General features: G+C 73.5%; 22 protein-coding genes and 1 rRNA gene. 16 read left to right on the top strand and 7 right to left on the bottom strand.

What is annotated here, in order from left to right; genetic code table 11:
- Positions 1-2 precede the first annotated feature (2 nt).
- The 3 genes from ACIOHG_RS15120 to ACIOHG_RS15110 form a co-directional block, all read right to left on the bottom strand.
- The gene (locus ACIOHG_RS15120; protein WP_400950027.1) at positions 3-1,385 is read right to left on the bottom strand and encodes a metallopeptidase TldD-related protein; all 1,383 of its coding nucleotides are present in this window, start codon (positions 1,383-1,385) and stop codon (positions 3-5) included.
- Complete coding sequence (locus ACIOHG_RS15115) at positions 1,385-2,911, bottom strand: TldD/PmbA family protein (protein WP_400950024.1); 1,527 nt, start codon at positions 2,909-2,911, stop codon at positions 1,385-1,387. The genes ACIOHG_RS15120 and ACIOHG_RS15115 overlap by 1 nt, the downstream gene beginning before the upstream one ends.
- 165 nt (positions 2,912-3,076) lie before the next feature.
- Positions 3,077-4,207 (bottom strand): MBL fold metallo-hydrolase, encoded by a 1,131-nt coding sequence (locus ACIOHG_RS15110; protein WP_400950022.1) that lies wholly within the window; start codon positions 4,205-4,207, stop codon positions 3,077-3,079.
- Between the two features lie 271 nt (positions 4,208-4,478).
- On the opposite strand from ACIOHG_RS15110, the gene fabG reads away from it, so the two are divergent.
- Both fabG and fabI read left to right on the top strand, forming a co-directional pair.
- Positions 4,479-5,198 carry a 3-oxoacyl-[acyl-carrier-protein] reductase gene (gene fabG, locus ACIOHG_RS15105; RefSeq protein ID WP_400950019.1) on the top strand — a complete coding sequence of 240 codons (720 nt, stop codon included), beginning with the start codon at positions 4,479-4,481 and terminating at the stop codon, positions 5,196-5,198.
- 2 nt (positions 5,199-5,200) lie between these two features.
- The gene (gene fabI / locus ACIOHG_RS15100) at positions 5,201-5,968 is read left to right on the top strand and encodes an enoyl-ACP reductase FabI (protein WP_400950017.1); all 768 of its coding nucleotides are present in this window, start codon (positions 5,201-5,203) and stop codon (positions 5,966-5,968) included.
- Between the two features lie 67 nt (positions 5,969-6,035).
- On the opposite strand, the gene ACIOHG_RS15095 is transcribed toward fabI, so the two are convergent.
- Positions 6,036-6,710, bottom strand: a complete 675-nt coding sequence (locus ACIOHG_RS15095; RefSeq protein WP_400950015.1) for a FadR/GntR family transcriptional regulator — start codon at positions 6,708-6,710, stop codon at positions 6,036-6,038.
- A gap of 77 nt (positions 6,711-6,787) precedes the next feature.
- Between ACIOHG_RS15095 and ACIOHG_RS15090 the strand changes: the two genes are divergently transcribed.
- The 3 genes from ACIOHG_RS15090 (at position 6,788) to ACIOHG_RS15080 (ending at position 8,841) form a co-directional block, all read left to right on the top strand.
- On the top strand, positions 6,788-8,077 hold the full coding sequence (locus ACIOHG_RS15090; protein ID WP_400950012.1) for a CynX/NimT family MFS transporter: 1,290 nt from the start codon (positions 6,788-6,790) through the stop codon (positions 8,075-8,077).
- 10 nt (positions 8,078-8,087) lie between these two features.
- Positions 8,088-8,210, top strand: coding sequence for an SGM_5486 family transporter-associated protein (locus ACIOHG_RS15085; protein WP_400950011.1), 123 nt, complete (start codon positions 8,088-8,090; stop codon positions 8,208-8,210).
- Between the two features lie 103 nt (positions 8,211-8,313).
- On the top strand, positions 8,314-8,841 hold the full coding sequence (locus ACIOHG_RS15080; RefSeq protein ID WP_400950008.1) for a SixA phosphatase family protein: 528 nt from the start codon (positions 8,314-8,316) through the stop codon (positions 8,839-8,841).
- Between the two features lie 60 nt (positions 8,842-8,901).
- On the opposite strand, the gene serB is transcribed toward ACIOHG_RS15080, so the two are convergent.
- The gene (gene serB / locus ACIOHG_RS15075) at positions 8,902-10,164 is read right to left on the bottom strand and encodes a phosphoserine phosphatase SerB (protein WP_400950007.1); all 1,263 of its coding nucleotides are present in this window, start codon (positions 10,162-10,164) and stop codon (positions 8,902-8,904) included.
- Positions 10,165-10,374: 210 nt separating this feature from the next.
- Between serB and ACIOHG_RS15070 the strand changes: the two genes are divergently transcribed.
- The 3 genes from ACIOHG_RS15070 to ACIOHG_RS15060 all read left to right on the top strand — a co-directional run bounded on the left by ACIOHG_RS15070 (position 10,375) and on the right by ACIOHG_RS15060 (position 14,949).
- Positions 10,375-13,053: an FHA domain-containing protein gene (locus ACIOHG_RS15070; protein ID WP_400950004.1), complete on the top strand. Its 2,679-nt coding sequence runs from the start codon at positions 10,375-10,377 to the stop codon at positions 13,051-13,053.
- Positions 13,054-13,169: 116 nt separating this feature from the next.
- On the top strand, positions 13,170-14,312 hold the full coding sequence (locus ACIOHG_RS15065; RefSeq protein WP_400950001.1) for a GAF domain-containing sensor histidine kinase: 1,143 nt from the start codon (positions 13,170-13,172) through the stop codon (positions 14,310-14,312).
- Complete coding sequence (locus tag ACIOHG_RS15060) at positions 14,305-14,949, top strand: response regulator (RefSeq protein WP_400949998.1); 645 nt, start codon at positions 14,305-14,307, stop codon at positions 14,947-14,949. Before ACIOHG_RS15065 ends, ACIOHG_RS15060 begins: the two co-directional genes overlap by 8 nt.
- Before the next feature lie 16 nt (positions 14,950-14,965).
- On the opposite strand, the gene ACIOHG_RS15055 is transcribed toward ACIOHG_RS15060, so the two are convergent.
- Positions 14,966-15,763 (bottom strand): hypothetical protein, encoded by a 798-nt coding sequence (locus tag ACIOHG_RS15055; protein ID WP_400949996.1) that lies wholly within the window; start codon positions 15,761-15,763, stop codon positions 14,966-14,968.
- A gap of 132 nt (positions 15,764-15,895) precedes the next feature.
- On the opposite strand from ACIOHG_RS15055, the gene ACIOHG_RS15050 reads away from it, so the two are divergent.
- The 6 genes from ACIOHG_RS15050 (at position 15,896) to ACIOHG_RS15025 (ending at position 21,879) form a co-directional block, all read left to right on the top strand.
- Complete coding sequence (locus tag ACIOHG_RS15050) at positions 15,896-16,690, top strand: ABC transporter ATP-binding protein (protein ID WP_400949993.1); 795 nt, start codon at positions 15,896-15,898, stop codon at positions 16,688-16,690.
- 98 nt (positions 16,691-16,788) lie between these two features.
- The gene (locus tag ACIOHG_RS15045; protein ID WP_400949990.1) at positions 16,789-17,223 is read left to right on the top strand and encodes an NfeD family protein; all 435 of its coding nucleotides are present in this window, start codon (positions 16,789-16,791) and stop codon (positions 17,221-17,223) included.
- A gap of 10 nt (positions 17,224-17,233) precedes the next feature.
- Positions 17,234-18,262: an SPFH domain-containing protein gene (locus ACIOHG_RS15040; protein WP_400949988.1), complete on the top strand. Its 1,029-nt coding sequence runs from the start codon at positions 17,234-17,236 to the stop codon at positions 18,260-18,262.
- A gap of 169 nt (positions 18,263-18,431) precedes the next feature.
- Positions 18,432-19,199, top strand: coding sequence for a sulfite exporter TauE/SafE family protein (locus ACIOHG_RS15035; RefSeq protein WP_400949985.1), 768 nt, complete (start codon positions 18,432-18,434; stop codon positions 19,197-19,199).
- A 119-nt stretch (positions 19,200-19,318) separates the two neighbouring features.
- Positions 19,319-19,615 carry a 4a-hydroxytetrahydrobiopterin dehydratase gene (locus ACIOHG_RS15030; protein ID WP_400949983.1) on the top strand — a complete coding sequence of 99 codons (297 nt, stop codon included), beginning with the start codon at positions 19,319-19,321 and terminating at the stop codon, positions 19,613-19,615.
- A 98-nt stretch (positions 19,616-19,713) separates the two neighbouring features.
- Positions 19,714-21,879: a PQQ-binding-like beta-propeller repeat protein gene (locus ACIOHG_RS15025; RefSeq protein ID WP_400949980.1), complete on the top strand. Its 2,166-nt coding sequence runs from the start codon at positions 19,714-19,716 to the stop codon at positions 21,877-21,879.
- Between the two features lie 111 nt (positions 21,880-21,990).
- Here the strand turns inward: ACIOHG_RS15025 and ACIOHG_RS15020 are convergent, their stop codons facing one another.
- A complete protein-coding gene (locus ACIOHG_RS15020) occupies positions 21,991-22,500 on the bottom strand; it encodes an HNH endonuclease (RefSeq protein ID WP_400949977.1) in 510 nt (169 codons plus the stop codon).
- Between the two features lie 218 nt (positions 22,501-22,718).
- Here ACIOHG_RS15020 and tyrS point away from each other — a divergent pair, with 218 nt between their 5' ends.
- Together tyrS and ACIOHG_RS15010 are read left to right on the top strand one after the other, a co-directional pair.
- Entirely contained in the window at positions 22,719-23,984 is a 1,266-nt protein-coding gene (tyrS, locus tag ACIOHG_RS15015; RefSeq protein ID WP_400949975.1) for a tyrosine--tRNA ligase, read from the top strand.
- A 545-nt stretch (positions 23,985-24,529) separates the two neighbouring features.
- Positions 24,530-24,880, top strand: a 16S ribosomal RNA gene (locus ACIOHG_RS15010); the annotation flags it as partial.

The raw sequence follows: 24,880 nt of genomic DNA, 5'->3' as shown, positions 1-24,880 counted from the left end.
GCTCAGGAGGCCTGGCTGACCGAGCTCATGTGGAAGTCGGGCACCCGGACCGGCGGCATCGCCGCCCGGGTGAACCAGTCGCCCCACTCGCGGGGCAGGCAGCGTTCGGTGCGGCCCGCTTCGGTGATCCGGCCGAGCAGGTCCACCGGGGACTCGTTGAAGCGGAAGTTGTTGACCGCGCCCACCACCTCGCCGTTCTCCACCAGGTAGACGCCGTCCCTGGTCAGGCCGGTGAGCAGCAGGGTGGCCGGGTCGACCTCGCGGATGTACCAGAGGCAGGTGAGCAGCAGGCCGCGCTCGGTGCGGGCGATCATCTCCGCCAGCGTCGGCGCGTCCGGCGCGGAGGTCTCCAGCACCAGGTTGTCGATCGGCGGGGTGACCGGGAGGCCGGCCAGGCCGGCCGAGTGCCGGGTGGTCAGCAGGTGGGCGAGGCGGCCCTCGCGCAGCCAGTCGGTGGCGGCCAGCGGCGCGCCGTTGTCGAACACCGAGTCGTTCTCGCCGGAGGCGTGCGCCAGCACGAACGGGGCGGCCTCCAGGCCGGGTTCGGCCGGGTCGGAGCGCAGGGTCAGCGGCAGCGCGCCGATCCGCTCGCCGAGCCTGGTCCCCCCTCCTGCTTTCGAGAACACCGAGCGGCCCTCGACGGCGTCCCGGGCGCCGGCCGACCAGGACAGGTAGACCATCAGGTCGGCGACGGCCGAGGGCGGCAGGATCACCTCGTAGCGCCCGGCCGGCAGCTCGACCTTCGTGCGGCCCCAGCCGAGCCGGCGGGTCAGGTCGGCGTGCAGGGCGGCGACGTCCACGTCGGTGAAGTCCCGGGTGGCGGCGCCGGCCCAGGCCGAGCCCGTCAGGTCGGCGGTCTTGGCGTTCAGCTCGAAGGTGCCGGTGGGCTGGTCGTGGCGCAGCCGCAGGCCGGTCGAGCTGCCGAGGTAGCTGGAGGTGTGCTCGTGCCGGGCGAAGCCGTACAGCAGCTCGCCGTTGGCCCGGGCCCGGGCGAAGGCCTCGCCGAGGGCGGGCGCGAGGGCGGCGAACACCGAGATGTCGGTGGCGCCGGGGGCCTCGGTGAAGCGCGGGTCCGCCGGGCGGGCGGCGATCAGCGGCTGGGCGTCCTCGGCCGGTTCGGCGGCCCGGGCGGCGGCCTCGGCGGCGCGCACCAGCTGCTCGACGTCGTCGGGCGTGACGGCCTCCTGGGCGACCACGCCGACGGCGCCGGCCACGGTGGAGATCACGGTGAGGCGGCGGCCGCGGGTGACGCCGTTGGTGGTCAGGGCGTTGCCGGCCCAGCGCAGGTTGGCGGTGGACTCCTCCTCGGCGATCACCACGCAGCCGTCGGCGCGGGAGAGCCCGAGGGCGCGTTCCACCAGCTCGTGGGGGTGCGTGAGGGACATCAGTGGCCCGCCTCCTGCTGGGTGTTGAGCACGTTGACCTGGCGGAACAGCGCGGACGGGCAGCCGTGGCTGACCGCGGCGACCTGGCCCGGCTGGGCCTTGCCGCAGTTGAAGGCCCCGCCGAGCACGTACGTCTGCGGGCCGCCGACGGCGCTCATCGAGCCCCAGAAGTCGGTGGTGGTGGCCTGGTAGGCGAAGTCCTTGACCTGGCCCGCGAGTTCGCCGTTGCGGATGGCGTAGGCGCGCTGCCCGGTGAACTGGAAGTTGTACCGCTGCATGTCGATCGACCAGGAGCGGTCGCCGACGATGTACAGCCCGTTCTCCACCTGCGAGACCAGGCCCGCGGTGTCCGGCCCGCCGACGGCGGGCTGCAACGAGACGTTGGCCATCCGCTGCACCGGCACGTGCGCGGGGGAGTCCGCGTAGGCACAGCCGTTGGAGCGACCGAATCCCTTCAACTGCGCCATGGGGCGGTCGAGTTGGTACCCGACCAGGACGCCGTCGCGGATCAGGTCCCAGGACTGGGTGGCCACGCCCTCGTCGTCGTACCCGATGGTGGCCAGGCCGTGCTCGGCCGTCCGGTCGCCCGTGACGTGCATCAGCTCCGAGCCGTACTTCAGGCTGCCGAGCCGGTCGAAGGTGGCGAAGGAGGTGCCCGCGTAGGCGGCCTCGTAGCCGAGCGCGCGGTCCAGCTCGGTGGCGTGGCCGATCGACTCGTGGATGGTCAGCCACAGGTTGGACGGGTCGATCACCAGGTCGTAGCGGCCCGGCTCGACGCCCGGCGCCCGCATCTTCTGCGCCAGCAGCTCGGGCAGCTCGGCCAGTTCGGCGTCCCAGTCCCAGCCGACCCCGCGCAGGTACTCCCAGCCCCGGCCCGCGGGCGGGGCGACGGTGCGCATCGAGTCGAAGGCGCCGGTGCGCGCGTCCACGCTGGTGGCCTCCAGCCACGGGTGCAGGCGCACCCGCTGCTGGGTCGTCACCGTGCCCGCGGTGTCCGCGTAGAACTTGTTCTCCTGCACCGTCAGCACCGCCGCCGACACGTGCGAGACGCCGTCGGCCGCCAGCAGCCGGGCCGACCAGTCGGCCAGCAGGCCGGTCTTCTCCGCGTCCGGCACCTCGAACGGGTTCACCTGGTACGCGGAGACCCACTCGGCGTCCGGGTACACCGGCTCCGGGGCCAGCTCGACCCGCTCCGCCGAACCCGCCGCCCGGCTGATCCCGCCCGCCAGCCGGGCCACCGCCACCGCCTGCTCGGCGACCGCCGCCGCGGCCTCCGGCGTCAGGTCCACCCCTGCGGCGAACCCCCACGCGCCGTCCAGCAGCACCCGGACGGCGAAGCCCAGCCGCACCGAGTCCGAGGAGCCGGCCGGGCGGGCGTCCCGCAGCCGCCAGGCCGCCGAACGGACCCGCTCCAGGCGGAAGTCGGCGTGCGAGACGCCCAGCCGGCGGGCCCGCGACAGCGCGGCGTCCGCCAGCGGGCGCAACGGGTAGGAGAGGAACTGGGGGTCCAGCGCGGAGGGGGGCATCGGGCTCCCTGGGTCGAGGGTCGGAGCGACGGGTGCGCCCCCGGCCGAGGGCGCACCCGCCCGCATCATCCCGCTCCGCGCGGCCCACGGCCAGCAAATATCCCCGCGCGCCCTGACGGACCGTCAGGAATGCGTCGGCGGGAACGGACCGCCGGTCCGGGGCGCTCAGGCCAGCGCCTCCCACCAGCCGTCCAGCTCCGGCGGGTTCGCCACCTCCACCCGCTGCCCCGGCCGCGGCACCGCCAGCGGCACCCCCTGCGCCTTGGCCTCCGCCAGCAGCCGCTCCACCGGCTCCGCCCAGCGGTGCGGCGCCAGGTTGAAGGTGCACCAGTGGATCGGCAGCAGCAGGCCGCCGCGCAGCTCCAGGTGCGCCCGGACCGCCTCCTCCGGGTTCAGGTGGATGTCCGCCCAGGCCGCGTCGTACGCGCCGATCGCCATCAGCGCCGCGTCGAACGGGCCGTGCTGCTCGCCGATCCGGGCGAAGCCCTCGAAGTAGCCCGAGTCGCCGGTGAAGAACACCCGCCGCTCCGGACCGGCCACCACCCAGGAGCCCCACAGCGTGGTGTTCCGGGTGAAGCCGCGGCCGGAGAAGTGGTGCGCCGCCGTCAGGGTCAGCGACAGCTCGCCGAGCGTGCAGGTCTCGTCCCAGTCCAGCTCGATGATCCGGTGCTCCGGCACGCCCCAGCGGCGCAGGTGCCCGCCGATGCCCAGCGGCACCGCGAACGGCGCCGACTGCAGGGTGATCAGCCGCCGCACCGTCGCCATGTCCAGGTGGTCGTAGTGGTCGTGCGAGATCAGTACCGCGTCGACCTGCGGCAGCGCCGCCAGCTCCAGCGGCACCGGGTGCAGCCGCTTCGGGCCCGCCAGGTGCGAGGGCGAGCAGCGGTCCGACCAGACCGGGTCCACCAGCACCCGGCAGCCGTCCAGCTCCAGCAGCGCCGAGGCGTGCCCGAACCAGGTCACCGCGACGCCCTCGGCCGCGCCGGCCGGGACCTCGGGGCGGGCCAGCGGCACCGGCCCGGCCGGCAGCCGCCCGTCCTTGTCCAGCAGCATCCGGCGCAGCGTCCCCGCGTCCGGCACGCCCGGGGCGGCGGGGGCCAGCGCGGACGGCGCGTTGTGGAACACCCCGTCGCGGAACTGCGGGGACACCCGCACCCGGGGGTCCAGCGGGTCCGGCCGGCGGCCGAACTGGGCCGGCAGCTCGCGCAGCGCCCACGCCGCCGCGCCCGCCACCGCCAGTGCCGCCACCGCCGTCAGTGCCCGGCGGCCCGTCCGGCCAGGATCTGCACCACTCATCGCGTCCGCTCCGATCGGCTCGCACCACCAGGCGCCCCGGACTCTCCGGACCGCCTCCGGGGCAACGCCCGCCACCGGCCCGGCGTTCCCCGGCGGCGGCGCCCGCCCGTTGTCGGGATACGACAGTTCTCACCGGGTGCGCCTGTCGGAGGCCGCTTCGCCCGACCTCGCACCCTACCGATAGCGTCGCTGGTGAGCTGCGCCCGCGAAAGCGCCGCAGTCGCGCACCCGCTTCGAGGTCGCGCACGCGCATCGAGAGAGAGGTGGACCCTTGAGCCGCTCGGTACTGGTCACCGGAGGTAACCGGGGCATCGGCCTGGCGATCGCCCAGAGCTTCGCCGAGGCGGGCGACAAGGTCGCGATCACCAGCCGCAACGGCGAGGTCCCGGCCGAACTCGCCAAGTACGACGTGCTCGCCGTCCGCGCCGACATCACCGACCCCGAGCAGGTCGACGCCGCCTTCACCGCGATCGAGGCCGCGCACGGCCCGGTCGAGGTGCTGGTCGCCAACGCCGGCATCACCAAGGACACCCTGCTGCTGCGGATGTCCGAGGACGACTTCACCTCCGTCCTGGACACCAACCTCACCGGCACCTTCCGGGTGGTCAAGCGCGCCGCCGCGAAGCTGCTGCGCGCCCGCAAGGGCAGCATCGTGCTGATCTCCTCGGTCGTCGGCCTCAGCGGCTCGGCCGGGCAGGCCAACTACGCCGCCTCCAAGGCCGGCCTGGTCGGCCTGGCCCGCTCCCTCGCCCGCGAGTTCGGCCCGCGCAACATCACCGTCAACGTGGTGGCGCCCGGCTTCGTCGACACCGACATGACCGCGGTGCTCAGCGAGGAGCGCCGCAAGGAGATCGTCGCCGACGTGCCGCTGGGCCGTTACGCCGCCCCCGCCGAGATCGCCTCGGCCGTGCGGTTCCTGGCCTCCCCCGAGGCCGCGTACATCACCGGAGCCGTCATTCCCGTGGACGGCGGATTGGGCATGGGGAACTGACCATGACTGGAATTCTCGAAGGCAAGCGCATCCTGATCACCGGTGTGCTGATGGAGTCCTCCATCGCCTTCCACACCGCGAAGCTCGCCCAGGAGCAGGGCGCCGAGATCATCCTCACCGCCTTCCCCCGGCCCAGCCTGACCGAGCGGATCGCCAAGAAGCTGCCGAAGCCGGTCAAGGTCCTGGAGCTCGACGTCTCCAGCGCGGAGCAGCTGGCCGGCATCGCCGACCAGGTCCGGGAGCACCTGCCGACCCTGGACGGCATCGTCCACTCGATCGGCTTCGCCCCGCAGGACGCGCTCGGCGGCAACTTCCTGGACACCCCGTGGGAGTCCGTGGCCACCGCCATGCAGGTCTCCGCGTACTCGCTGAAGTCGCTCACCACCGCGCTGCTCCCGCTCATGCAGGACGGCGGCTCGGTGGTCGGCCTGACCTTCGACGCGCAGTTCGCCTGGCCGCAGTACGACTGGATGGGCCCGGCCAAGGCCGCCCTGGAGGCCACCAACCGGTACCTCGCCCGCTACCTCGGCGAGCGCGACATCCGCTGCAACCTGATCTCCGCGGGCCCGATCGGCTCGATGGCCGCGAAGTCGATCCCCGGCTTCTCGGACCTCGCCGCCACCTGGGAGACCCGCTCCCCGCTCAAGTGGGACCTCGCCGACCCGGAGCCGGCCGGTCGCGGCGTCGTCGCCCTGCTCAGCGACTGGTTCCCGAAGACCACCGGCGAGATCGTGCACGTCGACGGCGGCCTGCACGCCATCGGCGCCTGACCCCTCGCCGCCCCGAGGGGCCGCCGCACCGGACACCTCCGGCGCGGCGGCCCCGCGGCCGTTCCCGCTACAGGTCGTTGGCCTTGCAGAAGCCGACGGCCCGGCCGGCCTCTTCGGCGGCGCGGTCGGCGTCGCCGGCCCGGATCGCGTCCAGGATGGCGGCGTGCGGGACCCAGCGGTGCGGGAGCAGGTCGGGGCCGACGTCGTGCCGCAGGTGGGCGCGGAGGACCTCGCCGAGGTCGGCGTAGACGGCGGCCAGCACGTCGTTGTGGGCGGCGGCGACCACGGCCTGGTGGAAGGCGGCGTCGGCCTGGACGAAGTCCTCGGGGACGCCCGCGTGCCAGGCGGCGTCCCGGCGGGCCAGCGCCGCGTCGAGCAGTTCGAGGTCCCGGGGGGTGCGGCGGGCGGCCGCGAAGCCGGCGGCCGAGGCCTCCAGGGTGGCGCGCAGCTCGGCGACCTGGTCCTGGTCGGCGTCCGCGAACCGGCGGTGCATCACCCCGGCCAGCTCGCTGGTGGCCAGCACGTAGGTGCCGGAGCCCTGCCGGATGTCGAGCAGCCCGTTGTGGGCCAGCGCCCGGACGGCCTCGCGGACGGTGTTGCGGGCCACGCCGAGCTGGTCGACGAGCTCCGCTTCGGTGGGGATGCGTGATCCCACCGGCCACTCGCCGGAGGTGATCTGGGCCCGCAGCTGGGCGATCACCTGGTCGGAGAGCGGGGTGCGGCGAGTGGTCGACAGCGCCAAGGTCGGGCTCCTTCTGTGGTCTACCTCATCAGGATACCGGGGTGCGGTAAGTCATCCCATGATTCTATGATTGCGCCATGCCTACCGCAGCAGAGCGCTCCGCCACCGCCACCGAGGGCCGCCGACCGGCCGACCAGCCTCCCGCCGCCGCGCCCGCGCCCGCCGCCGCCGTCCGCAACGGCGCCGCCGTGCTGCTCGCCGTCGCGGTCGCCGCCGCCGCGGTGAACCTCCGCCCGGTGGTCACCAGCCTCGGCGCGCTGCTCGACCCGGTCCGCGAGGGCCTCGGGATGAGCGCCACCACGGCCGGCCTGCTCGCCGCGCTGCCGCCGCTCTGCTTCGCGCTGCTGGGCATCTGCGCGCCGGCCCTGGCCCGCCGGTTCGGCCCGATCGCGGTGGTGACGGCCGCCACGGGCGCGATCACGGCCGGCGTGCTGGCCCGGGTGCTCACCGGCTCCGCCGCGCTGTTCCTGCTGCTCACGGCGGTCGCGCTGGCCGGGGTGGCACTGGCCAACGTACTGATCCCGGTGGTGATCAAGCGGTACTTCCCGGACCGGGTCGCCCCGATGATCGGCCTCTACTCGATGGCGCTCTCGGTGGGCACCTCGCTGGCCGCCGCCACCGCGGTCCCGCTGACGCACGCGCTCGGCGGCAGCTGGCGGATCGGCCTCGGCATCTGGGGCCTGCTCGCGGCGGTCGCCCTGGTGCTCTGGCTGACCGTGCTGTTCCTGCGCCGCGACCGGGGCACCGGCCCGGCCGCCGCCGCGGCCGCCCCGCCGGCCAGGCTGCCGATCCTGCGCAGCCGCACCGCCTGGGCGCTGGCCGCGTTCTTCGGCCTGCAGTCCACCAGCGCGTACAGCGCGATGGGCTGGCTGCCGAAGATCTACCACGACGCGGGCGTCTCCGAGTCGGCCTCCGGTGTGCTGCTGGCCCTGGTGATGGCGGTCAGCGTGCCGGTCTCCTTCCTGCTGCCGAACCTCGCCGCCCGGCGCGGCGACCAGCGGCTGTACGTGGTGGTGCTGGGCCTGTGCGGGATCGCCGGCTTCCTCGGGTTGATGCTCGCCGCCGGGACGGTGCCGTGGCTGTGGGCGATCCTGGTCGGCCTGTCGATGTGCGCGTTCCCGCTGGCGCTGACCATGCTCGGCCTGCGCGCCCGCACCCCCGGCGGGGTGACCCAGCTGTCGGCCTTCGCGCAGAGCCTGGGCTACCTGATCTCCATCCCGGGCCCGATCCTGATGGGCGCGCTCTACCAGGGCACCGGGCAGTGGTACCTGCCGCTCGGCCTGCTGGCGCTGCTGCTGGTGCCGCAGATCCTGGTCGGCCTGCGGGCGGCCCGGGCCCGGCACATCGAGGACGAGGCCGTGGTCTAGGCTCGGCCCCATGCCGGTACTCGACCCGAATCCCCCCGACGGCCAGCAGAAGCTGCTGCGGATGCTCGGCCTGATCGCCGCGATCGTGGTGGTGATCGCCGTCGTGGCGACGGTCGCCAGCACGATGGGCTGATCCCCGCCCCGCCCGGGCGGTTTCCGGGCGGCCGCCACCCCTGCGGGTGGCAGCTTGCCGGACCCCGCGCCCGGGCGGCGCTTTTCTGCGAAGCTCTAGGGGTATGAGCGCCGACACCCCTCGTAGGATCATCGTCCTCCGCCACGCCCGGGCCGACTGGCCCGACCGGGTCGACGACCACGACCGCCCGCTCGCCGACCGCGGCCGCGGCCAGGCGTCCGAGGCCGGCCGCTGGCTGGCGGACTCCGGGGTCAACCCCGACCACGTGCTGTGCTCCACCGCGCTGCGGACCAGGGAGACCTGGAAGCTGGTCGCCCACGAGCTGCCCAAGCGGGCCCGGCGGACGGTCTACGAGGACCGGGTGTACGAGGCCCAGCCCGGCCGCCTGATCGAGGTCATCCAGGAGACCCCGGACGACCACCGCGACCTGCTGCTGGTCGGCCACAACCCCGGCGTGCTCGGCCTGACCCAGGTGCTGGCCGGCGACGAGGGCGACGCGGAGGCGCTCAACCGGCTCCGGCTGAACGGCTTCCCGCCCGCCGCGGTGGCGGTGCTCAGCCTGGACGGCCCGTGGAAGCTGGTCGAGCCCGGCAGCGCCCGGCTCGACTCCTACTTCATGCCGCAGGACTGACCGGCCGCCGGGTGCGCGCGCGAGGGGCGGGACCCGGTGGCCCCGCCCCTCGCGCGCGCCTCAGTCGCCGGTCGGCGCGCCGTCCAGCTGGTCGGCCGCCTCGACCTCCTCGCGGGTGACGCCCAGCAGGTACAGCACGGTGTCCAGGAACGGCACGTTCACGGCCGTGTCGGCCTGCTCGCGGACGACCGGCTTGGCGTTGAACGCCACGCCCAGGCCCGCCGCGTTCAGCATGTCGAGGTCGTTGGCGCCGTCGCCGATCGCCACCGTCTGCTCCAGCGGCACGCCGGCCTGCTCGGCGAACCGGGCCAGCCAGCGGGCCTTGCCCGCCCGGTCGACGATCTCGCCCGTCACCCGGCCGGTGAACCTCCCGTCCACCACCTCCAGGGTGTTGGCGGCGGCGAAGTCCAGGCCGAGCCGCTCCACCAGGTGGTCGGTGACCTGGGTGAACCCGCCGGAGACGATCGCCACCTGGTAGCCGAGCCGCTTCAGGGTGCGGATCAGGGTGCGGGCGCCCGGCGTCATCCGGACCTCGGCGCGGACCTTCTCGGTGACCGCCGCGTCCAGCCCGGCCAGCAGCGCCACCCGGGCCCGCAGCGACTCGGCGAAGTCCAGCTCGCCGCGCATCGCCTGCTCGGTCACCGCGGCGACCTGCTCCTCGCAGCCCGCGTGGGCCGCGAACAGCTCGATCACCTCGTCCTGGATCAGCGTCGAGTCCACGTCCATCACGATCAGCCGCTTGGCCCGCCGGTGCAGGCCCGAGCGGACCACCGCGACGTCCACCCGCTGCACGGCGGCCTCTGCGGCCAGCACCGCGCGCAGCTCCTCGGTGGGCACCCCGGAGATCGTCAACTCCACTGCCGTCACCGGGTACTTGGCGAGGCGGAAGACCCGGTCGATGTTGCCGCCGGCCGCCGAGACCCGGCCGGTCAGCGCCGCCACCGCGGCCGCCGTCAGCGGGTGCCCGAGCACCGTCACGTGCGAACGGCCCTCGCCGCGGGCCCGGTTGTCGCCGGTGCCGGAGATGACCTCGGCCTGGAGCCTGTGCTCCTCGGCCCAGCGGTGCACCGTCACCCGCAGCCCGCCCTCGGCGCCCGCCGCGGCCGGCGGGGTGACCAGCGCGCACAGCGTTATCCGGCCACGGGTGACCACCTGCTCGATGTCGATCACCTCGACACCGAACTCGGCCAGCCGTTCGAACAGGCCCGCGGTGATGCCGGGACGGTCCTTGCCGAACACCTTGACCAGCAGCGTGCGCTCGGCGTCCGGGCTCGCGGGCGGCGCGGCGGAGAGGGCCACGGGGGCCGGATCTGTTGCGTTCATGGTGGCCCCCACGCTACCCGGACCGCCCGCGCCCCGACCGCACCCGTCCGGGTCGTGGGACACCCGTACCGGGCCGCGCACCCGCCGTGACCTTGTTGCCGAGGGGTCACAGTCGGGCGGCCCGACTTCCGGGTACGGTCGCCGGGCTGGAATGATTCCCCCGTCAGATGCACCATCCAGGGGGAACCGGAGAGCGGGGCGGGCGAAGAGTTGCCGCAACTCGTACTTGAAATCGACGGCCGGCAGCGGGTACTGGAACCCGGTCGTGCCTACACCATCGGGCGGGACCCGGCGTCGGACTTCCCGTTCGACGACGCCCGGGTCTCCTGGCGGCACGCCAGCGTGACCTTCGACGGCGCTGCCTGGCAGCTCGCCGACCACGGGTCCACCAACGGCACCTTCGTGGCCGGGGCCCGGGTCGCGCAGACCGCCGTCCACCCCGGCACCGTGGTGCACCTCGGCAACGGCCAGAACGGGCCCCGGCTGGCGTTCACCGCGCCGGCCGGCGCCGCCGCGCGGCCCGCCGACATCCACGAGGCCGCCACCAGCCGGGCCCCGGCCCCCGGCCCGCAGCAGGGCCAGGCGCCGTTCCAGCAGCCGCCGTTCGGCCCCGGCCCGGCCGCGCCGCAGCAGGGCCACCGCCCGCCGCCGGTCGAGCAGCCGATCCCGCAGGGCTGGGACGCCCCCACCCCGCGGCCCGGCTTCCCGCAGCAGCAGGGCTTCCAGGCCCCGCCCGCGCAGCAGCAGCCCCCGGTGCAGCAGCAGTTCCAGCAGCCCCCGGCCCAGCAGCCGCCGTTCCAGCAGGCCCCGCCCGCGCAGCAGCAGCCGTACCAGCCGCCGCAGCAGGGCGGCCGGCCGGGCGCGGTCGGCGGCCTCGGCAACCCGACGATGATCCGCAGCCTGACCGGCGGCCGGACCATCCGGATCGGCCGCGCGCTCGACAACGACATCGTGGTCTCCGACCTCCAGGTCTCCCGCCACCACGCCGAGCTGCGCCAGCTCCCGGACGGCCGTTGGGAGATCGTCGACCTCGGCAGCCACAACGGGATATTCCTCAACGGCCAGCCCACCCGCCGCCAGCTGATGGGCCCGCAGGACCGGCTCACCGTCGGCCACTCCTCCTTCGTGCTGGTCGGCGACCAGCTCCAGGAGTTCGTCGACAACGGCGCCGTCACCTTCTCCGCCCACCACCTGACCGTCGAGGTCGACTTCAAGGGCGGCAAGAAGGTCCTGCTCAACGACGTCAGCTTCGCCGTCCCGGAGAAGTCCCTGGTCGCCGTGATCGGCCCGTCCGGCTCCGGCAAGTCCACCCTGCTGCGCGCCCTCACCGGCTACCGGCCCGCCGACCGCGGCGACGTCCTCTACGACGGCCGCAACCTGTACCGCCAGTTCGCCGAACTGCGCTCCCGGATCGGCCTGGTCCCGCAGTCCGAGATCCTGCACAAGGAACTCACCGTCCGCACCGGCCTCAAGTACGCGGCCCAGCTGCGCTTCCCCGGCGACACCGAGGCCGCCGAGCGCAACCGCCGGATCGACGAGGTGCTGTACGAGCTGCGGCTCGACAAGCGCGCCGACAACCGGATCACCGCGCTCTCCGGCGGCCAGCAGAAGCGCGTCTCGGTCGCCCTGGAACTGCTCACCAAGCCCTCGCTGATCTTCCTGGACGAGCCCACCTCGGGCCTCGACCCGGGCATGGACCGCGAGGTCATGCAGACCCTGCGCGGCCTCGCCGACGACGGCCGCACCGTCCTGGTCGTCACCCACTCGGTGGCCGAACTCGCGCTCTGCGACCGGCTCCTGGTGATGGCGCCGGGCGGCTCGGTGGCCTACTTCGGCCCGCCCGCCGAGGCCCTGCACTTCTTCGGCTACGAGACCTGGGCCGACGTCTTCCAGGCCTTCGAGAACTACCCGGACCACGACTGGGCCGGCCGCTACCGCAACTCCGTCCACCACCAGCAGTACTCGGCCAACGTGGACGCCGCCGTCGTCCAGGCCCAGCCGAACGCGGTCGCCCAGCTGCGCCCGCCGAAGCCGCAGAGCTGGGGCTCCCAGCTGTGGACGCTGATCCGCCGCTACCTGTCGGTGATCGCCTCCGACAAGGGCTTCATCGCGCTGTCGGTGCTGCTGCCGCTGGTGCTCGGCGCGGTCTCCGCGGTGATCCCCGACAAGTGCGGCCTGGCGCCCTGCGGCAACGGCCGCAACGACGTCGCCCGGCTGATCCTGATGGTCGTCGCGTTCTCCGCCTGCCTGTCCGGCTCGGCGAACTCGGTCCGCGAACTCATCAAGGAACGCGCGATCTACGAACGGGAACGCGCCACCGGCCTGTCCCGGTCGGCGTACCTGGTCTCGAAGATCATCGTGCTCGGCGCGATCAGCTTCCTGCAGGGCGGCATCATCTCCGCGATCGCCTTCAAGGTCCGCACGCTGCCCGCCGAGGGCCTGCTGTTCACGCACATGCCGGCGGCCGAGATGGCGGTCGGCGTGATCCTGCTCAGCTTCACCTCGATGATGGTCGGCCTGGCCATCTCCTCGCTGGTCAAGACCGCCGAGAAGACCATGCCGCTGCTGGTGATGTTCGCCATCGTCCAGATGGTCTTCACCGGCGCGATCTTCCAGCTGTTCGACAAGCCCGGCCTGGAGCAGTTCGCCTGGCTGATGCCCGCCCGCTGGGGCCTCGCCGCCAGCGGCAACACCCTGGACCTCGCCCACATCTCCCCGGTGGTCGTGGTCAAGCCCCCGGAGACGCCCCCGGTCGACCCGCTGTGGGACCACTCGGCCGGCTACATGGTGCTCAACTGGATCGTGATGATCGCCATCTCGGTCGGCATCGCCTTCGCCGTCCAGCGCTTCCAGAAGCGCCACGAGCCCGAGGTCATGCAGAAGGGCTGACCAGGACGCGCGCCCGAGGGGCCCGGGGAACCTCCCCGGGCCCCTTCGCATGGGCCCTTGTCCCTAGGTCGCGCGCCCGAGGCGGCGGGGGAGGGCCCGGCGGTAGCGTGACCGCCATGGAGGACAGTCCCGGGTGCGACCCGTCCCTGCAGGCGATCGAGGCGGTCAGCGCGGCGGTGCTGGCGATGTCCCGGCCGCTGGAGGTCCGCGAGGTGCTGCGCCGGATCACCGCCTCCGCCCGCGCCCTGCTCGGCGCCGAGTACGCCGCCCTCGGCCTGCCCGACGACCACGGCGGCTTCGCCCAGTTCGTGGTCGACGGCGTCAGCGACGAGCAGTGGCGGGCGATCGGCCCGCTGCCCCGCCAGCACGGCGTCCTCGCCTCGATGCTGCACGACCGCGAACCCACCCGGCTGAAGGACGTCCGCACCGCCCCCGCGTTCGGCGGCTGGCCGGACGCCCACCCCGACATGACCGACTTCCTCGGCATGCCGATCCTCGACGAGGGCGAGATCGCCGGCGCCCTGTTCCTCGCCAACAAGCCCGGCGGCTTCACCGACCACGACGAGGAACTGCTGCGCATCCTGGTCGCGCACGCCGCCCTCGCCCTCGGCAACGCCCGCCTCTACGAGCGCAGCCGCGAACTCACCCTGGCCGGCGAGCGCGCCCGGATCGCCCACGACCTGCACGACGCCGTCTCGCAGAAGCTGTTCTCGCTCCGGCTGACCGCCCGGGCCGCCGCCACCCTGGTCGACCGCGACCCGGCCCGGGCCCGCCGCGAACTCGCCGAGGTCGCCCGGCTCGCCGCCGAGGCCGCCGACGAACTGCGCGCCGTGGTCGTCGAACTGCGGCCCGCCGCGCTGGAGGAGGACGGCCTGGTCGCCACCCTCGCCTCCCAGGTCCAGGTGCTCGACCGGGCGCACAGCGCCGAGGTCCGGTTCACCGCCACCGGCGTCCGGGCGCTGCCCGCCGGACAGGAGTCCGCCGTGCTGCGGGTCGCCCAGGAGGCCCTGCACAACGCGCTGCGGCACTCCCGGGCCGCCCACGTCACCGTCACCCTGGCCGGCACCCCCGCCCGCGGCGCGCTGCTCACCGTCGCCGACGACGGCCGCGGCTTCGACCCCGAGTCGGTCCGCCGGGCCGGCCGCCACCTCGGCCTGGTGTCGATGCGCGACCGGGCCGCCGCGGTCGGCGGCCGGCTCACCCTGGAGTCCGCCCCGGGCCGGGGCACCCTGATCGAACTGGAGGTCCCCGGTGCCTGACACGGCGTCACCGATCCGCGTCCTGCTGGTGGACGACCACCAGGTGGTCCGGCGCGGCCTGCGCACCTTCCTGGAGGTGCAGGACGACATCGAGGTGGTCGGCGAGGCCGCCGACGGCGCCGAGGCCGTCGACCGGGCCGCCGACCTCGACCCCGACGTGGTCCTGATGGACCTCAAGATGCCCCGGGTCGACGGCATCGAGGCGCTCCGCCTGCTCCGCGAACGGGGCAGCGCCGCCAAGGTGCTGATCGTCACCAGCTTCACCGAGCAGCGCACCGTCGTCCCGGCGCTGCGCGCGGGCGCGGCCGGCTACGTGTACAAGGACGTCGACCCGGAGGCGCTGGCGGGCGCGATCCGCTCGGTGCACGCCGGACACGTGCTGCTGCAGCCCGAACTCGCGGCGGCGCTGCTCGCCGAGGACGTCCCCGCCGGGCCGCAGGGCCGCGGCGGCAGCCTCACCGACCGGGAGCGCGAGGTGCTCTCGCACCTCGCCGACGGCCGCTCCAACCGGGAGATCGCCCGCGCCCTGCACCTGTCGGAGAAGACCGTCAAGACGCACGTGTCGAACATCCTGATGAAGCTGGACGTCGCCGACCGCACCCAGGCCGCGCTCTGGGCGGTCCGCCACCAGGGCTGAAGCCCCGCCGCCCCGGTCAGCGGCGCTCGTCGACGATCGCGTTGTGCGCGGCGACCTGGGCCCGGCGGGCGGTGCGGTCCAGCGGGGCCAGCACCTCGCGGCGGGCCGCCATCTCGGCGGCCGACACCGCCGCCCCGTGCCCGCCCGCGGCGATCGCCAGCAGCGCCGACACCTGCCGGGCCGACTCCAGCACCCGGACGGCGCGCTGCGGGTAGCCGGGGGCCAGCAGCTCGCCGTGGCCGCGGCGGCGGAAGGACTCCAGCGCCCGCAGCGTCTCCGGCCCGGCCCCCGCCACGTCCAGCCGGGTCAGCAGCACGGTGGCCTCGCGCAGCCCGTCCGCCAGCTCCCGCTCGGCCTCGTCCAGCGAGGGCACGTCGGCGGGCAGCGCGTCGTTCACCGGCAGGCACTGCCAGAGCACCCGGACGCCCTGGTCGCCGGCCGGCCCGTACACCTCCACCTCGGGCACCAGCCCGTACGGGACGCCGACCGCGAGGACGGCCTCGCCGGCGCCCAGGGCGAGCGCGTTGAAGGCGGGCGGGCCGCACAGGCCCAGCGGGTGGCCGGCCACCGGGAGGGCCAGCCGCAGGCCCTTGGCGCCCAGCACCCGCAGGCGGCCCAGCGCCCAGGTGAGGCCGTGCAGCGACTCCGGCTCCTCGCCGGGCAGGCCGGTCACCCGGTGCGCGTCGTCGCCGCCCTGGACGGCCGCGGCGGCGTCGTCCGGCGAGGCGGACCCGGTCAGCAGCGCGTTGCCCCAGGCGGTGAGCCGCCCCGATCGGGGCTCTTGGTACGGATTGTCGGCAGGAGTGGCGAGCATCGGACCAGCCTACGGACAAGCGGCCCGGGCGGGTGGCGTAGGTTTGCCCTGACACAGGTGGACCGCGCCCCGAGGACCTCACGCCCAGGTCCCGCGGACGGCCGGATTCTCGCATTTGGGGAAGGCGTAGGCATGAGCGACGTGCTGGAACTGGTGGACGTTTCCGTGGTCCGGGAGGGACGCGCACTCGTCGATCAGGTGTCCTGGTCGGTCAAGGAGGGCGAGCGCTGGGTGGTGCTGGGGCCGAACGGCGCCGGGAAGACCACCCTGCTGCAGATCGCCGGCGCCTACCTGTTCCCGAGCTCCGGCGAGGCCGTGGTGCTCGGCGAGAAGCTCGACCAGGTCGACGTGTTCGAACAGCGGGCCCGGATCGGCCTGGCCAGCGCCGCCATGTACGACAAGCTGCCGGTCGGCCAGACCGTGCTGGAGACGGTGCTCACCGCCGCGTACGGCCAGACCGTGCACGGCAAGGAGAGCTACGAGCAGTCCGACGAGCAGCGCGCCCTGCTGCTGCTCGACCGGCTCGGCATGGGCGGCTTCACCGACCGGAAGTTCGGCAGCCTCTCCGAGGGCGAGCGCAAGCGCACCCTGATCGCCCGCGCCCTGATGACCGACCCCGAGCTGCTGCTGCTCGACGAGCCCGCCGCCGGCCTCGACCTGGGCGGCCGCGAGGACCTGATCCGCCGTCTCGCCGCGCTCGCCCAGGACGAGTTCGCGCCGTCGATGGTGATGGTCACCCACCACGTGGAGGAGATCGTCCCCGGGATGACCCACGTGCTGATGATCCGTCAGGGCAAGGTGATGACGGCCGGCCCGATCGCCACCACCCTCACCGCCCGCAACCTCTCGCACTGCTTCGGCCTGCCGCTGACCCTGGAGCAGCGCGGCGACCGCTGGATCGCCGCCGGTCTGCCGCTCGGCCGATGAGCGGGTCCGACCACTGACGGGGACCGGTCGTACACACGGCCGGTTTCCGCCCGTCCACCTGCGGGAAGCCACACGGGGAGACCTCGTACTTCCCTAGGATGGAGCCCGTGGACAGCTGGATCTGGTGGTTGCTGCTCGCCGTCGGCCTGGGCATACCGCTGGTGGTCACGGCGATGCCCGAATTCGCCATGTTCGCGGTCGGCGCCGGCGCCGCCGCGCTGACGGCCGGGCTGGGCGGCGGTGTGGTCCCGCAGTTCCTGGTGTTCGTCGGGGTGTCCGCGGCGCTGCTGGTCTTCGTGCGCCCGATCGCCTACCGACAGCTCAAGAAGGGCCCGGGCTACCGCACGGGGGTGGAGGCGCTGACCGGCGCCACCGCAGTGGTGGAGGAAACCGTCGACGGGGGAGCGGGCGGCCGGATCAAGCTGAACGGCGAGATCTGGTCGGCCCGCGCGCTCCACCCGGGCTCGGTCTTCGAGCCCGGCCAGCAGGTCGACGTCGTCGAAATCCAGGGCGCGACCGCCCTGGTCGTCTAGGGGAGAAGCGTTGGAACCCGTCCTCATCGTCCTGATCGTCCTGGTCGTGGTGGCCTTCATCGCCCTGATCAAGACGATCCAGGTGATCCCGCAGGCCAGCGCGGCGATCGTGGAGCGCTTCGGCCGCTACACCCGCACCCTCAGCGCCGGCCTGAACATCGTGGTGCCGTTCATCGACACCATCCGCAACCGGATCGACCTGCGCGAGCAGGTCGTCCCGTTCCCGCCGCAGCCGGTGATCACCTCGGACAACCTGGTGGTCAACATCGACACCGTCATCTACTACCAGGTCACCGACCCGCGGGCCGCGACCTACGAGGTGGCCAGCTACATCCAGGCCATCGAGCAGCTCACCGTCACCACCCTGCGCAACATCATCGGCTCGATGGACCTCGAATCCACCCTGACCTCCCGCGAGGTCATCAACGCCGGCCTGCGCGGCGTCCTGGACGAGGCCACCGGCCGCTGGGGCATCCGGGTCAACCGGGTCGAGCTGAAGGCGATCGAGCCGCCGACCTCCATCCAGGACTCGATGGAGAAGCAGATGCGCGCCGACCGCGACAAGCGCGCCGCGATCCTCACCGCCGAGGGCGCCCGGCAGGCCCAGATCCTGCGCGCCGAGGGCGAGAAGCAGGCCGCCGTCCTGCAGGCCGAGGGCGAGGCGCAGGCCGCCGTCCTGAAGGCCGACGGTGAGGCCGCCGCGATCCGCACCGTCTTCGAGGCCATCCACGAGGGCGACGCCGACCAGAAGCTGCTCGCCTACCAGTACCTGCAGACGCTGCCCGAGCTCGCCAAGGGCGACGCCAACAAGCTCTGGATCATCCCCAGCGAGGTCGGCGACGCCCTCAAGGGCCTCGGCGGCGCCTTCCAGGGCGTCACCGGCGGCGGCGCCACCCCGGCCGCCCCCGCCGTCCCGCCGCCGTCCGCCGCCCGCGTCCCGGTCGACCCGGGCACCGGCCCCCGCCCGGTCGACACCGAGAACAAGACCGCCCGCCCCCGGGTCGAGCCGGTCCGCGAGTACCCGAAGATCGACGAGTAACCCGCAGCCCCGTCCGCCCCGCGGGCCCCGTCCGACCACGCGTCGGACGGGGCCCGCAGCCGTTGCCGTGGCGTTCCTCACCCGTCCCGGATGGCGGACCCCCTGGCCGAGCGCCGCACCGCTCCGGCATGATCGGCCGCAGCGACAGCAGCCAACGAGGGGGAAGCGGATGACACTGTGGGAGGCGCTCGCCGTCCTGCTCGCCGGCGTCGCCGCCGGCACCATCAACACCATCGTCGGCTCCGGCACCCTGATCACCTTCCCCGTGCTGCTCGCCGTCGGCCTGCCCCCCGTCGCCGCCAACGTCTCCAACACCCTCGGCCTCGCCCCCGGCTCGCTGGCCGGCGCCCTCGGCTACCGCGCCGAACTCGCCGGACAGCGCCGCCGCCTGATCCGCTACGGCACCGCCTCGCTGCTCGGCGGACTCACCGGCGCCGCCCTGCTGATCACCCTCCCCGGCAGCGCCTTCGACGCCGTCGTCCCCGTCCTCATCCTCACCGCCCTGGTCCTGGTCGTGATCCAGCCCCGGGTCGCCCGGGCGATGGCCGCCCGCCGCGCCGCCGGCACCCGGCCCCCCGCCACCGACGGCGGCCCGCTGCTGCTCGCCTGCATCGGCCTCACCGGCGTCTACGGCGGCTACTTCGGCGCCGCCCAGGGCGTCCTGCTGCTCGCCCTGATGGGCATGCTGCTCCCCGACGACCTGCAGACGATCAACGGCATCAAGAACGTCCTCGCGCTGATCGTCAACGGCGTCGCCGCGGTCTTCTTCCTCTTCACCTCGCCCATCGACTGGACCGCCGCCGCCCTGATCGCCGTCGGCGCCACCCTCGGCGGCGTCCTCGGCGCCAAGGTCGGCCGCCGCCTCCCGCCGGTCGCGCTGCGCACCCTGATCGTCCTGGTCGGCCTGGCCGCCGTCACCAAGCTGCTGTTCTTCTGATCCCGCGCCGCTGTTCTTCTGATTCCCCGTGATTCCCCGGCCGTCGGGGTCCGCCCCGGCGGCCGGACCGACGTAGGCTCGGCCCCGACAGCCGCCGCAGCCCCCGGACGGAGACCGCCATGAGCCGCACCCGCCTCAGCGAGGACCAGATCACCGCCGCCCTGGTCGACCTCCCCGACTGGACCCGCACCGGCGACGCCCTCACCCGCACCGCCGAGACCGCGAGCTTCCCCACCGCGATCAAGGTGGTCGACGCCGTCGCCGAACAGGCCGAGGCCCTCGACCACCACCCCGACATCGACATCCGCTGGCGCACCCTCACCTTCCTCCTCACCACCCACAGCGAGGGCGGCCTGACCAGCCTCGACATCACCCTCGCCCACCTGATCGACCGCGCCCTCGACGCCGCCGCCTGACCCCCGCGCCCCGCCCCCGGGCAAAGCACCGGCAAAGTCCGTCCCGCCGCCATGAGATGCTGGCTGCTCGCCAGACGCAGTCGGGACGGACGGAACGCATGGCCCAGGAACCTCCTACGACCCCCGGGTACGACCAGCAGCAGCCCTGGTACCCCCAGCCGCAGCCGTCGGCCCACGGTGAGCAGTACGGCGACCAGTACAGCGGTCAACAGCCGTACCAGCAGCAGCCGTTCCCGCAGCAGCAGGGCTACGGCGAGCAGCAGGCGTACGGAGAGCAGCAGGGGTACCCCGACCCGCAGGCGTACCCCGACCCGCAGGCGTATGGCCAGCCGCAGCACGCCGACCCGTTCGGCACCCAGGGCGCCCAGCAGCTCTACGCCCACCAGCAGCAGGGCCACGGCGAGCAGCAGGCGTACGGCTACCCGCAGCAGCCCCAGCAGGCGTACACCGAGCAGCAGTTCTACGGCGACCCGCAGGTCTACGGCCACCCGCAGCAGGCCGACCCGTTCGGCACCCAGGCCGTCCAGCAGTTCCACCCGTCGCACCAGGGCGTCGAGCCGGGCACCGACCCGTTCCCGCCGCAGCCCGCCCACCAGCCGCCCTCGTTCGAGCAGTCCTCCTACGGGCAGAGCGGCTACCAGCAGTCCGGCCACCAGTCGGCCGCGTTCGAGCCGCAGCCCTTCGAAGCCCAGCCGTTCGAGTCGCAGTCCTTCGAGCCACAGTCTTTCGAGTCGCAGCCGTTCGGCGCCGTCGGGACGTCCGAGCACCCCGGTCGGCCCGCCGCCACCCCGGCCGCGGAGGACGCCGGAACCGACGAGGCGTCAGTTCCCGCCCCCGGCCCGGCCGCCCTCGCGGAGGACACCGCCGCCACCACCACCGGCTCGGCGGCCGGCGGTCTCGGCACCCTCGCCGCCCGCGCCCGCAGCGCCGTGCTCGGCGGCCAGGGCGCGCCCACCCGCCGCGGCCTGGCGATCCGGATCGGCGCCGGCGTCGCCGCGCTCGCCGTCCTGGTCACCGCCGGCGTGCTCGCCACCTCCGGCGACGACGACAAGCCCGCCGCCAAGCCCGCGGCCGGCGCGCAGAACATCTCCGTCGCCCACACCAAGTCCTGGACCGCCGCCGCCGACCCGGCCGCCGCCGGGGCCCAGGGCGCCGACGACACCCTGGTCGGCAGCTGGCTGCTCGCCGACGCCGTGGTCCGCGCCGACGCGACCGGCGTCCGCGCCTACGCCCTCGCCGACGGCAAGCCCACCTGGACGCTCGCCCCGCCCGCCGACGGCGCCGTCCCCTGCGGGCTCTCCCCGACCGTCAACGGCGCCGGCGTCGGCGCGGTGGTCTACCGCCCCGCCGCCGACCCGAACAGCCCGTGCAGCACCGCCGTCGCCGTCGACACCAAGGCCGGAAAGGCCACCTGGTCCAAGACGTTGTCCGACGCCAAGGAGAAGTACGCCACCCACGTCTCGGTCACCGACGACAAGGTGATCGCGGTCGGCGACGACAAGGCCGCCGCCTGGACCGCCGCCGACGGTGCCGAGTCCTGGCAGTACGCCGGCCAGGGCAAGTTCTGCAGCCTCTCCGGCGGCGGCAGCGGCGGCGTGGTCCTGGTGCACAGCAACTGCGCCGACAGCACCCCCGGCGACCAGGCCGTGCTGCTCAACGCCGCCGACGGCAAGGTCAAGTACTGGCGCGGCCTGAACAACCAGCCCAAGACCGTCACCGTGCTCTCCGCCGAACCCGCCGTGGTCCTCACCACCGGCAACCAGCCCGCCGACGACCGGATCTTCGCCTGGGGCGCCGAGGGCGACCCCGCGGTGGAGATCCCGGTCGCGGTCGAGGGCGGCGGCCGGCTGGACGCGGCCCGCGGCACCTTCGCCGCCGTCCCCGGCGTCTGGTTCCAGGGCAGCACCATGCTCGCCACCGTCGTCCCCGACAGCGGCGGCAGCCCGATCTCGGTCACCGCCTACGACCTCGGCACCGGCAAGCCGCAGTGGCGCACCCCCATCGCCGAGAAGGCCAAGACCCGCCCGGCCGGCGCCGACGCGGGCGGCCTGCTGCTCGCCGTCGACGAGCGCTCCGACCAGCCCGCCCACCTCAGCCGGTTCGCCCTCGCGGGCGGCCAGGAGACCCAGGGCGGCGCCTTCCCCGCGGGCACCGGCTCGCTGCTCTCGGCCGGCCGGCTGCTCACCGCCTCCGGCCAGCTGGTGGCCGTGCCCGAGCACGCCTCCAACTTCGGCATCGCCACCGGCTTCACCAGCAAGGGCTGAGCGCCCGGCGCCCCGCCCGGCGCCCCGCCCGGCGACCGACCCGGTGCTCCGGCCGCCGTGCACGGCGAAGGGCCCGACCTGTCCCCTGAGCAGGTCGGGCCCTCCGCGTCCTCACGCGCTCGCCGGCAGCCAGGCGGCGAGCTCCCCCAGCTCGCCCGCCCGCAGCCCGAGCGCGAGCATCAACGTCGCCTCCGGCGTGGGTTCGAACGGCCGCCGCAGCAGCCGCATCCCCGCCTGTTCCGGCGTCCGGTCGGCCTTGCGCTGGTTGCACTCCCCGCAGGCCGCCACGGTGTTCATCCAACTGTCCGCGCCACCACGGGACTTGGGCATCAGGTGGTCCACCGTGACACCCCGCCGTGCGCAGTACGCGCAGACGAACTGGTCCCGCGCCAGCACACCGCGCCGCGACCACGGAGCCCGTTGTCGGAACGGCACCCGGACGTACCGCGTCAGCCTGATCACCCGCGGCACCGGCACCTGGACGCCCGAACCGCGCACCACCCGCATCGGATGCGCCTGCTCGACCACCGCCTTGTCCTGCAGGACCAGCACCACGGCACGGCGCAGCGGCACCGTGCTCAAGGGTTCGTAGCTCGCGTTCAGGACAAGGGTGTTGCGCATAACGGGCCACCTCCAGTGCTCGCCCCCGCCGCACGGCGGTGGCACCACTCTGAACGCCCGCCCCCCGCCGAACAACGGAATTTCCGCCACCGCCCGCCCACCTGCACCGAAACCTCCGGGCCCCGACCGCGTAGGCTCTACCCCGCTGGAACCGTCCGGCCGCGCGGCCCGCAGGGCCCCCGCCGCACCGGACCCCCGACCGAAGGAGACGCGGGATCGTGACCGACATCGTCGACGAGCTGCAGTGGCGCGGGCTGATCGCCCTGTCCACTGACGAGGACGCACTGCGCAAGGCGTTCGCGGACGGCCCGGTCACGTTCTATTGCGGCTTCGACCCGACCGCGCCCAGCCTGCACCTCGGCAACCTGGTCCAGATCCTGACCATGCGCCGCATCCAGCAGGCCGGCCACCTCCCGCTCGGCCTGGTCGGCGGCGCCACCGGCCTGATCGGCGACCCCAAGCCCACCGCCGAGCGGGTCCTCAACGCCCCCGAGACGGTCGCCGCCTGGGTCGAGCGCCTGCGCGGCCAGATCTCCCGCTTCCTCGACTTCGAGGGCGAGCACGCCGCCCGCATGGTCAACAACCTGGACTGGACGTCCGGCATGTCGGCCATCACCCTGCTGCGCGACGTCGGCAAGTACTTCCGGGTCAACAACATGATCGCCAAGGAGGCGGTCGCCCGCCGCCTGAACTCGGACGCCGGCATCAGCTACACCGAATTCAGCTACCAGATCCTCCAGGGCATGGACTACCTGGAGCTGAACCGCCGCTACGGCTGCACCCTGCAGACCGGCGGCAGCGACCAGTGGGGCAACCTCACCGCCGGCACCGACCTGATCCGCAAGGCCGAGGGCAAGTCCGTGCACGCCCTCGCCACCCCGCTGATCACCAAGGCCGACGGCACCAAGTTCGGCAAGACCGAGTCCGGCACCGTCTGGCTCGACCCCGAGCTCACCACCCCCTACGCCTTCTACCAGTTCTGGCTGAACGCCGACGACCGCGACGTCGCCAAGTTCCTGCGGATCTTCTCCTTCCGCAGCCGCGAGGAGATCGAGCAGCTGGAGGCCGACACCGCCGAACGCCCCGCCGCCCGCCTCGCCCAGCGCGCCCTCGCCGAGGAGCTCACCACCCTCGTCCACGGCGCCGACCAGTACGAGCGCGCCGTCGCCGCCTCCAAGGCGCTCTTCGGCCAGGGCGACCTCGCCGACCTCGACGACGTGGTCCTGGCCTCCGCCCTCGCCGAGGTCCCGAAGGCCACCGTCACCGAACTCGGCCAACTGGTCGACCTGTTGGTGGAATCCGGCCTGGCCCCCAGCCGCTCCGCCGCCCGCCGCACCATCAAGGAGGGCGGCGCCTACCTCAACAACACCAAGGTCACCGACGAGGAGGCCGTCGCCACCCCCGACGACCTCCTGCACGGCCGCTGGCTCGTCCTGCGCCGCGGAAAGCGGAACCTCGCCGCCGTCGAACTCACCGCCTCCTGACACCTCGCCAGGTGGCCTGAAACAGACCGCACTTGACCTGCGATCCCCACAACCAGGGGCCGGATTCAGCCAGATCCGGCCCCTCGGCGTTTGACTCGCCCGCCAAGGTGACCTAACGTAGTCCGAGTCGCTGAATCGGCCGAGGCCGGGAAGCGGAACCCCCCCAAACCCTGATGAGCGATCCGTCGCGCGTCCATTCGAATGCAGAGTGGAAAAGCGGACCGAATAACTCTGCTAGAGTTCGGGAGCGCCGAAAGGCAAAAGCAGTGGAAAGCGAGTCGGGAAAGAGCACGAGCTCGGATCTGATAAGCTGGAAACACGAAAGAACGAAGCGCCCGGAGGGTCCGCAGGAATGCGGTCCGAAGGAAGCGTCCGTTCCTTGAGAACTCAACAGCGTGCCAAAAGTCAACGCCAGATATGTTGACATCCCCGGCCTCGACATCTTGTCGGGGTTGGAGATTCCTTTTGAAGTAGAACACTAGCGAGGACGCAGTGCGCAGGGCCGCCTTGTTCCGGTGGTTGCTGTGCCGCTCCCCGTGGAGACATTCACGGAGAGTTTGATCCTGGCTCAGGACGAACGCTGGCGGCGTGCTTAACACATGCAAGTCGAACGGTGAAGCCCTTCGGGGTGGATCAGTGGCGAACGGGTGAGTAACACGTGGGGAATCTGCCCTGAACTCTGGGACAAGCCTTGGAAACGAGGTCTAATACCGGATACGACCATGGGATGCATGTCCTGTGGTGGAAAGCTCCGGCGGTTCAGGATGATCCCGCGGCCTATCAGCTTGTTGGCGGGGTAACGGCCCACCAAGGCGACGACGGGTAGCCGGCCTGAGAGGGCGACCGGCCACACTGGGACTGAGACACGGCCCAGACTCCTACGGGAGGCAGCAGTG

This window comes from Kitasatospora sp. NPDC088134 (assembly GCF_044741705.1).
Classification (GTDB): domain Bacteria; phylum Actinomycetota; class Actinomycetes; order Streptomycetales; family Streptomycetaceae; genus Kitasatospora.
This window is presented reverse-complemented; position numbering and strand designations above follow the sequence as displayed.

Bases quoted from the DNA above. Each gene is read 5' to 3' on its own strand.
- ACIOHG_RS15120 (WP_400950027.1), bottom strand. From the start codon at position 1,385: ATGTCCCTCACGCACCCCCACGAGCTGGTGGAACGCGCCCTCGGGCTC.
- ACIOHG_RS15115 (WP_400950024.1), bottom strand. From the start codon at position 2,911: ATGCCCCCCTCCGCGCTGGACCCCCAGTTCCTCTCCTACCCGTTGCGC.
- ACIOHG_RS15110 (WP_400950022.1), bottom strand. From the start codon at position 4,207: ATGAGTGGTGCAGATCCTGGCCGGACGGGCCGCCGGGCACTGACGGCG.
- fabI (WP_400950017.1), top strand. From the start codon at position 5,201: ATGACTGGAATTCTCGAAGGCAAGCGCATCCTGATCACCGGTGTGCTG.
- ACIOHG_RS15090 (WP_400950012.1), top strand. From the start codon at position 6,788: ATGCCTACCGCAGCAGAGCGCTCCGCCACCGCCACCGAGGGCCGCCGA.
- ACIOHG_RS15085 (WP_400950011.1), top strand. From the start codon at position 8,088: ATGCCGGTACTCGACCCGAATCCCCCCGACGGCCAGCAGAAGCTGCTG.
- ACIOHG_RS15080 (WP_400950008.1), top strand. From the start codon at position 8,314: ATGAGCGCCGACACCCCTCGTAGGATCATCGTCCTCCGCCACGCCCGG.
- serB (WP_400950007.1), bottom strand. From the start codon at position 10,164: ATGAACGCAACAGATCCGGCCCCCGTGGCCCTCTCCGCCGCGCCGCCC.
- ACIOHG_RS15065 (WP_400950001.1), top strand. From the start codon at position 13,170: ATGGAGGACAGTCCCGGGTGCGACCCGTCCCTGCAGGCGATCGAGGCG.
- ACIOHG_RS15055 (WP_400949996.1), bottom strand. From the start codon at position 15,763: ATGCTCGCCACTCCTGCCGACAATCCGTACCAAGAGCCCCGATCGGGG.
- ACIOHG_RS15050 (WP_400949993.1), top strand. From the start codon at position 15,896: ATGAGCGACGTGCTGGAACTGGTGGACGTTTCCGTGGTCCGGGAGGGA.
- ACIOHG_RS15045 (WP_400949990.1), top strand. From the start codon at position 16,789: ATGGAGCCCGTGGACAGCTGGATCTGGTGGTTGCTGCTCGCCGTCGGC.
- ACIOHG_RS15035 (WP_400949985.1), top strand. From the start codon at position 18,432: ATGACACTGTGGGAGGCGCTCGCCGTCCTGCTCGCCGGCGTCGCCGCC.
- ACIOHG_RS15030 (WP_400949983.1), top strand. From the start codon at position 19,319: ATGAGCCGCACCCGCCTCAGCGAGGACCAGATCACCGCCGCCCTGGTC.
- ACIOHG_RS15025 (WP_400949980.1), top strand. From the start codon at position 19,714: ATGGCCCAGGAACCTCCTACGACCCCCGGGTACGACCAGCAGCAGCCC.
- ACIOHG_RS15020 (WP_400949977.1), bottom strand. From the start codon at position 22,500: ATGCGCAACACCCTTGTCCTGAACGCGAGCTACGAACCCTTGAGCACG.